The sequence below is a fragment of the Spirillospora sp. NPDC046719 genome (assembly GCF_040645715.1).
Classification (GTDB): domain Bacteria; phylum Actinomycetota; class Actinomycetes; order Streptosporangiales; family Streptosporangiaceae; genus Spirillospora.
On the sequence record NZ_JBEYYT010000504.1, the window covers coordinates 1 to 6,122 of the forward strand.

General features: G+C 73.8%; 4 protein-coding genes and 1 pseudogene. 2 read left to right on the forward strand and 3 right to left on the reverse strand.

Features of this window, described 5'->3' with window-relative positions; translation table 11 throughout:
• The 3 genes from ABZ914_RS44335 to ABZ914_RS44345 form a co-directional block, all read right to left on the reverse strand.
• On the reverse strand, window positions 1–1,333 hold a 1,333-nt coding region (locus tag ABZ914_RS44335), incomplete at its 3' end, for an MFS transporter (protein WP_500200730.1).
• Window positions 1,334–1,346: 13 nt separating this feature from the next.
• The gene (locus ABZ914_RS44340) at window positions 1,347–1,901 is read right to left on the reverse strand and encodes a TetR/AcrR family transcriptional regulator (RefSeq protein ID WP_500200731.1); all 555 of its coding nucleotides are present in this window, start codon (window positions 1,899–1,901) and stop codon (window positions 1,347–1,349) included.
• A 92-nt stretch (window positions 1,902–1,993) separates the two neighbouring features.
• Window positions 1,994–4,600, reverse strand: a complete 2,607-nt coding sequence (locus tag ABZ914_RS44345) for a DUF4132 domain-containing protein (RefSeq protein ID WP_500200732.1) — start codon at window positions 4,598–4,600, stop codon at window positions 1,994–1,996.
• An 84-nt stretch (window positions 4,601–4,684) separates the two neighbouring features.
• Between ABZ914_RS44345 and ABZ914_RS44350 the strand changes: the two genes are divergently transcribed.
• Both ABZ914_RS44350 and ABZ914_RS44355 read left to right on the forward strand, forming a co-directional pair.
• Window positions 4,685–5,422 carry a YwaF family protein gene (locus ABZ914_RS44350; protein WP_500200733.1) on the forward strand — a complete coding sequence of 246 codons (738 nt, stop codon included), beginning with the start codon at window positions 4,685–4,687 and terminating at the stop codon, window positions 5,420–5,422.
• Window positions 5,423–5,708: 286 nt separating this feature from the next.
• Window positions 5,709–6,122 (forward strand): annotated as a pseudogene (locus ABZ914_RS44355) (hypothetical protein); the annotation flags it as partial.

The window sequence follows — 6,122 nt, forward strand, 5'->3', positions numbered from 1 at the left end:
CCGCCGCGGCGGCGCCAGCGGGGACGCCGTCCGGGGTCGCGAAGCCCCGGTAGACGCCGGTGGTGATCGAACCGAGCAGCGCGATGCCCAGCGCGGCGCCGAGCTCGTAGGCCGTCTCGGAGACCGCGGACGCGGCCCCGGCCTGCTCCTTCGGCACCAGGGAGACGATCATGTCGGACGTCGTCGCGAAGGCGAACCCGGCGCCGGCCCCGGCGAGCAGCAGCGCCGCGAACAGCAGCGCGTAGCCGGTGCCGGCGTGCAGGCCGGCGAGCAGCGCCAGGGCCAGGCCCATGGCCGCGAGCCCGCCCGCGACCACGGTGCGGACCGACGTCCGCCGCACGGCCAGCGCCGCGAGCAGCCCGGTGACGATGGAGCCGATGGTGGCGGGCAGCTCCGCCAGCCCTGCTTCGAGCGGCGAGCGGCCCTGGACGAGCTGGAAGAACTGCGACAGGAAGAACACCAGCCCCGCCAGCCCGAGCACGGCGAGCAGGTCGGCGGCGACGGCCGTGCTGAAGCCGCGGTCGCGGAACAGCCGGACGTCGATCAGCGGCGAGGCGAGGGTCCGCTGCCGGCGGACGAACCAGGCGAGGGCGGCGGCGCCCGCGACTGCGGCCGCGCCGACCTGCGCGGACCAGCCGTGCGCCGCGGCCTCCTTGATCGCGTAGACCGTCCCGATCATGCCGACGAGGGACAGGGCGGCGCTCGGCAGGTCCCACGGCCCCGGCGACGGGTCCTTCGACTCCGGCAGCAGCCGCGCGCCGGCCACGACCAGCACGGCCATCACCGGCAGGTTGATCAGGAAGACCGAGCCCCACCAGAAGTGCTCCAGCAGCAGGCCGCCGACCAGCGGGCCGACGGCGGCGCCCGCCGAGACGCTGGAGGCCCAGACGCCGATCGCCATGGAACGTTCCCGGGGGTCGGTGAAGATGTTCCGGATCAGCGCCAGCGTCGACGGCATCAGGGTCGCGCCCGCGACGCCCATCAGGGCGCGGGCCGCGATGAGCAGCTCGGGGCCGGTGGCGTAGGCGTTGAGCACCGAGACGGCGCCGAACGCGGCGGCGCCCGCGAGCAGCAGCCGCTTGCGGCCGATGCGGTCGCCGAGGCCGCCCATCGAGACCAGCAGGCCGGCGATGACGAACGAGTAGACGTCGCCGATCCACAGCAGCTGGGCGCCGGACGGCCGGAGGTCCGCGCTGATGAACGGGGTGGCGAGCCCCAGCACGGTCGCGTCGACGGCGACCAGCAGCACGGCGAGGACGAGGACGCCGAGCGAGACCCAGCGGCCGGGGTCGCGGTCGTGCCGCACGGGCGCGTGCGGCGGCGCGGTGGTCATGGTGGCACTGTCCTTACGAATTCTTCCGGCGGCGCTCGACTCCGCCCAGCAGCAGCCCCGTGATCATCGCGGTGTAGTCGCGGGGCGCGGTCCGGCCGGCCTGGATCGTCCAGGCGGCGGACGCGATGAGCCCGTACAGGGCCTCGGTGAGCCAGGCGGGGGACAGGTCGATGCGGAACTCGCCGGACTCCTGGCCGCGCCGGAACAGCGCGGCGATGCGCGCGTCGAGCCGTTCCCAGCCCGCGTTGATCCCCTCGCCCTCGAACAGCTGGTTCTCGGTCGCGAGGAAGGCGAGGAAGGCCGCGACCGGGCGGCTGGCCTCGACCAGCCGCACCAGCGCGTCGGTGGCGGTGCCCTCGTCGGGGCGGGCCTCGTCCATCACCGCCTCCAGGCGGCGCAGGCCCAGCTCCTCGAGCGCGCGGACGAGGCCGTCCCGCCCCGCGAAGTGGCGGTGCAGGGTGGCGCGGCTGATCCCGGCGGCCTGCGCGATCTCGTCCTGGGTGGCGGTCGCCTTCCGGGACAGCAGCTCCGCCGCGTCGGCGAGGACCCGCTCGCGATCGAACGTCATGAGACGATGCTACCTCGAATGAGACATCATTGTCTCATCTGAGTGGTTCACGTCACCCGCGTGCCGGGTTCCGGCCAAGAGGGCGGCGACGGTCAGGACGCGCTGCGCACGAGGTCGTGGACGGCCTCGCTCATCGTCACCGGATCCACGTCGCCGAGCGGCACGGAGTCCTGCGGCGCGCGCGCCGGGGCAGGGCCCGCCCACAGGCAGGTGATCTCCTGGTCATCGCCCTCGCCGTACATGTAGTAGCCGAGGCCGGGGCTCAGGCTTGCCACGACGTACAGGCCCGCCGGGTCGCGCCGCGCGAGCCACCCCCCGGCGAAGGCGCCGTCGGCGTCCACGGACTCCCAGCGCCCCTGCGAATGGCCCTTCGCCTTGCCGTACGGCAGGACGAGACCCTCCACGCGGGCGAGCCTGCGCGCGCTCCGCTCGTCGTCCGTCAGCCGGTAGACGGGGCGTCCCAGCTGCTCGAACGGCTGCAGGATCTCATAGTCGGCGAACAGCTCCGCCCACGCGTCGAGGTCATCGCCCAACAGCAGGGGGTGGGCGATGGCGATCCGGGCGTCCGGCGCCGGTGCGAAGGCGTCGTCGTTGATGTCGGCGTAGGTGCGGTCCTCGGCGACGCGGAACGCGGTGCCGTCATCGGTGATCCACACCAGCCGGCGGACGATGTGCCCCAGCAGCGGATGCTCGACGAACAGGCGGCGGAAGTCGTCCGGCGTCCGGCTCCGCCGGGCGATCATGGCCTTCTCCAGGCGCTTGATCTCCCGGTCGGCGATCGTCCGCAGGTCCTTGCGCAGGCCGGTGAACAGCGCGTGCGCGGCCGGGGCGAGCGCCGGATCGTCCTTCGGGCCGGGCTTGGGCGCGCTCTTGCGCACCTTCCCGCTCGCCTCCACGACCAGCGGGACGAGCTGCTGGTCGAAGGTCACCGTGAACCGGCGCGGGCCGTAGTCCAGGACGAGCGTGCCCTTCTCGTCCAGGCCGAAGTCGGGGACGGCGCGGTCGGCGAGGTCGTCCGGCGTGATGCCGCGCGCGGCGGCGATCTCGTCGATCTTCTGCGCCGCCTTCGCCTTGAACCCCTTGTACCTGCCGTGGCGGGTCAGCTCGAACAGGTGGGCGAGGGCGACGTCGGAGCCGATCCCGGCCAGCACGTCCAGCGCCGCGACGGCGCGGGCGGACCCGCCCTCGCCCGGCCACTGCTTGATCAGCGGAGTGAGCCGCCGCACCGTCGTGTCGTCCCCGATCAGGCCGAGCTGGGCGAGCGCCCAGTTGTGCTTCGTCGGCGCGCCGAGCGCGTACCAGCGCTGGAAGACCGCCCAGGAGAACTCCGCCAGCGAATGCCGGTCGCAGAAGTCCCGGACGTCCGCGGCCTCGGGCGCCTTCCTGGCGAGCAGCCCGAGCAGGCGCTTCGTCGCGTCGGCGGGAAGCGCCCGGTCGCGGTCGCGGGTGAGGATCCGCGGGAGCGAGGCCGGGTCGGCCCAGTCGGTCTTCGTGCCGCGTGCGGGCCTGCCGGCCAGCACGGCGGGCAGGTCGTCGCAGTCGGGGACGGCCGGGCGCGGCAGCAGGTCCTCCGCCGTCCCCTGCGGCAGCGCCTTCGCCAGGTCGGGCCGCGCGTGCAGGAGGCCCCGCAGAAGCCCGGCCGCTTGCAGCCCCCGGACCGACCCCTCGTGGACCAACGGCGCCAGCGCCCGGACCGCCTCCACCGGATACCGGTCGGCCGCCTCCTCGAGCGCGGCCGGCACGCCTTTGATCCCCATATGGCCGAGCAGGATCGGGAAGAGCCTCTCGTCCGCGATCCCCAGCAGCGCCTTCAGCACGATGGGGCGCGCGTCGTCGATGTGGCGGTAGTCGTGGGCGAGGGCGCGTTCGAGCAGCGGCAGGGCGTCCGCGCCCAGCCCGTCGAGCAGCGTCGCGAGCACGCCCGGCGACACCGGCGTCCAGCCGATCCGGCCGACGTGGTCGGGAGTGGACGCCGAGCACAGCAGGTGGTCGTGGCCGAGAACCGTCTGGGACCGGTCGTCGAGGGCCTCGTCCATCCAGGCCGACTCGGTCGGGGCCAGGTAGGAGGCCGTGCGGCGCCTCGCCGGGTCGCCGCGGTGCGCCGCCAGCCGGGCGACGGCGTCGCGGTACTCGTCCTCGGGAGCCGCCGCCAGCAGCGCGCGGAGCCGCTTCACCGCGGCGTCCTCGGCGATCCACCGATGGTCGAGGGAATGGTCCCGGGACGCCGCGCGCCGCAGCTCGCCGCGCCATCCCTTCGGCGGCACCGTGTAGCTGTAGACGACGACGCGGATGACGCCGTCCGGCCCCGGCGTCGCCGGTCTCGGCAGCGGGCCGAGGGCGATGGAGGACGCCTCGGTGAGCGCGCAGGCCGCGAACGCCGGGCCATGGTCCAGGACCCAGGCGTCCACGAAGGCGGCGCCGTCGACGTCGTCGAGGTACTTCACCGCGACGGCGGCCAGGACCGCCGCGCCCACCGGGTCGGCCACGCCGTCCAGCCAGGCCCGCACGGCCTCCCGGAGGGCGGGGCCGGTGCGCTCGTGCGCCGCCATCTCCGCGGCGATCGGGCGCGCCGCGCGGTCCCATTCGCGCGCCCGCCGTGCGGCCTTCTCGTCCAGGACGACGTCCGGCCCGGCGACGCCGCCGTGCCGGGGATGGAGGTGCTCGCGCCACTCGACCGGAATGTCCACCGTCTCGATCATGGCCCCGGAACCTAACGGCCCCCGCCGACACTCTCGCCGAAGCGGCTCGGCCGGCGGCGGCGTCCGAGCGGCTAGCATCACCGAATGCCGCTGATCGCAGCCGGTCGCTTCGTCGCGTACGGGCCGTCCCACTGGGCGGTGCTCGGGGTGTTCGCGATCGGCTGCGCCGTGCTCGTGGTGCTCGGCCGCGGGCAGCGGGCGCCGGAGCCGGGCGAGGCGCCCGGCGAGCAGGCGAAGGGGTTCGGGCGGGCCTACGCGCTGGCGATCCTGTTCGTGATGGTCGGCACGCAGGTGCACACCCTGCTGCCCGCGGAGTGGCGGATCGGCGGGTCGCTGCCCCTGCAGCTGTGCGACGTGGCCTGGCTGACCGCGGCCGGCGCGCTGTGGACGCTCGGCCGCCGCTGGTACGCGCTGACCTACTACTGGGGGCTCACCCTGTCGGTGCAGGGCCTGCTCACGCCGGCGCTCAACGGCGGCGACTACCCCGACATCGACTATCTGGCCTTCTGGGGCATGCACCTGATGATCGTGTGGGCGGCGGTGTACCTGACCTGGGGGCTGGGGATGCGGCCGGACTGGCGCTCCTACCGGTTCGCGGTCGCGGTCACGGTGGTGTGGGCCGCCGGCGCGTTCGTCTTCAACGAGATCGCCGGGACGAACTACGGTTACCTCAACGCCAAGCCCACCACCGGCTCGGCGCTGGACCTGCTCGGCCCCTGGCCCTGGTACGTGCTGGCCGAGGTCGTGATCCTCCTGACCGGCTGGGCGCTGATCACCTGGCCCTGGACGCGCGTGCGCCGGGACTCGCCGCCCGCCCGCTGAAACGCGGTCCCGCCAGCGCTATTGGACCATTCCAATAGCGCTCCGTTCCCTACCGTTTCGGATCGCTATATGCGCTGAGATGTTGTTTTGCAGGGCGACAATCCGCGGTCAAGGGTGAGCGAGACATTACGGACTAATTACAGCAAAGCGCAACCGGATCGCTGGAATCTCGGCATTCCGCGCGTCCTCGGAGAGGCGTTGTGTCAGCCTGGATGCGGCCGTGGGCGGACGAAATCGTACCGCTCAGTTTATTTGATCTTCAAAGTCCGATGTACCGAGGACGCCGATGCCTGACTTCTTCGAACCCGCCGCCGGGGCCGATCGCCGGGACGTCCAGCGCTACGACAGGACCCCGGCCTACGGCAGGCACCGCCAGACCGGCATGCGCGTCGTCCATCTGTCCATCTCCGTGCTTCCCGCGGCCGCCGTCGGGCTCCTCGGGACCGTCGCCGTGGCCGCGCTGTACGACGGCGGCGCGCCGCCGCGGTCGGCGCGCACCGTCCTCGTCGTCGCCGCGCTCGGGACCGTGACCGTCCTGCTCGCCGCCGCGTGGGCGGCGGACGCGGCGACCCGGCGGGTGGAGCGGCACCGCGCCCAGGGCGCCGGCCGCGACCTGGAGGCCGTGCGCCGCAAGCTGGGCGAACTCGCCTTCCTGGCCGCGCGCGGCCGGCGCGAGGTGCGCGAGATGGCCGTCCGGCTG

Excerpts from the sequence above, each read along its gene's own strand:
- ABZ914_RS44340 (WP_500200731.1), bottom strand. The coding sequence starts at position 1,901 with ATGACGTTCGATCGCGAGCGGGTCCTCGCCGACGCGGCGGAGCTGCTG.
- ABZ914_RS44345 (WP_500200732.1), bottom strand. The coding sequence starts at position 4,600 with ATGATCGAGACGGTGGACATTCCGGTCGAGTGGCGCGAGCACCTCCAT.
- ABZ914_RS44350 (WP_500200733.1), top strand. The coding sequence starts at position 4,685 with ATGCCGCTGATCGCAGCCGGTCGCTTCGTCGCGTACGGGCCGTCCCAC.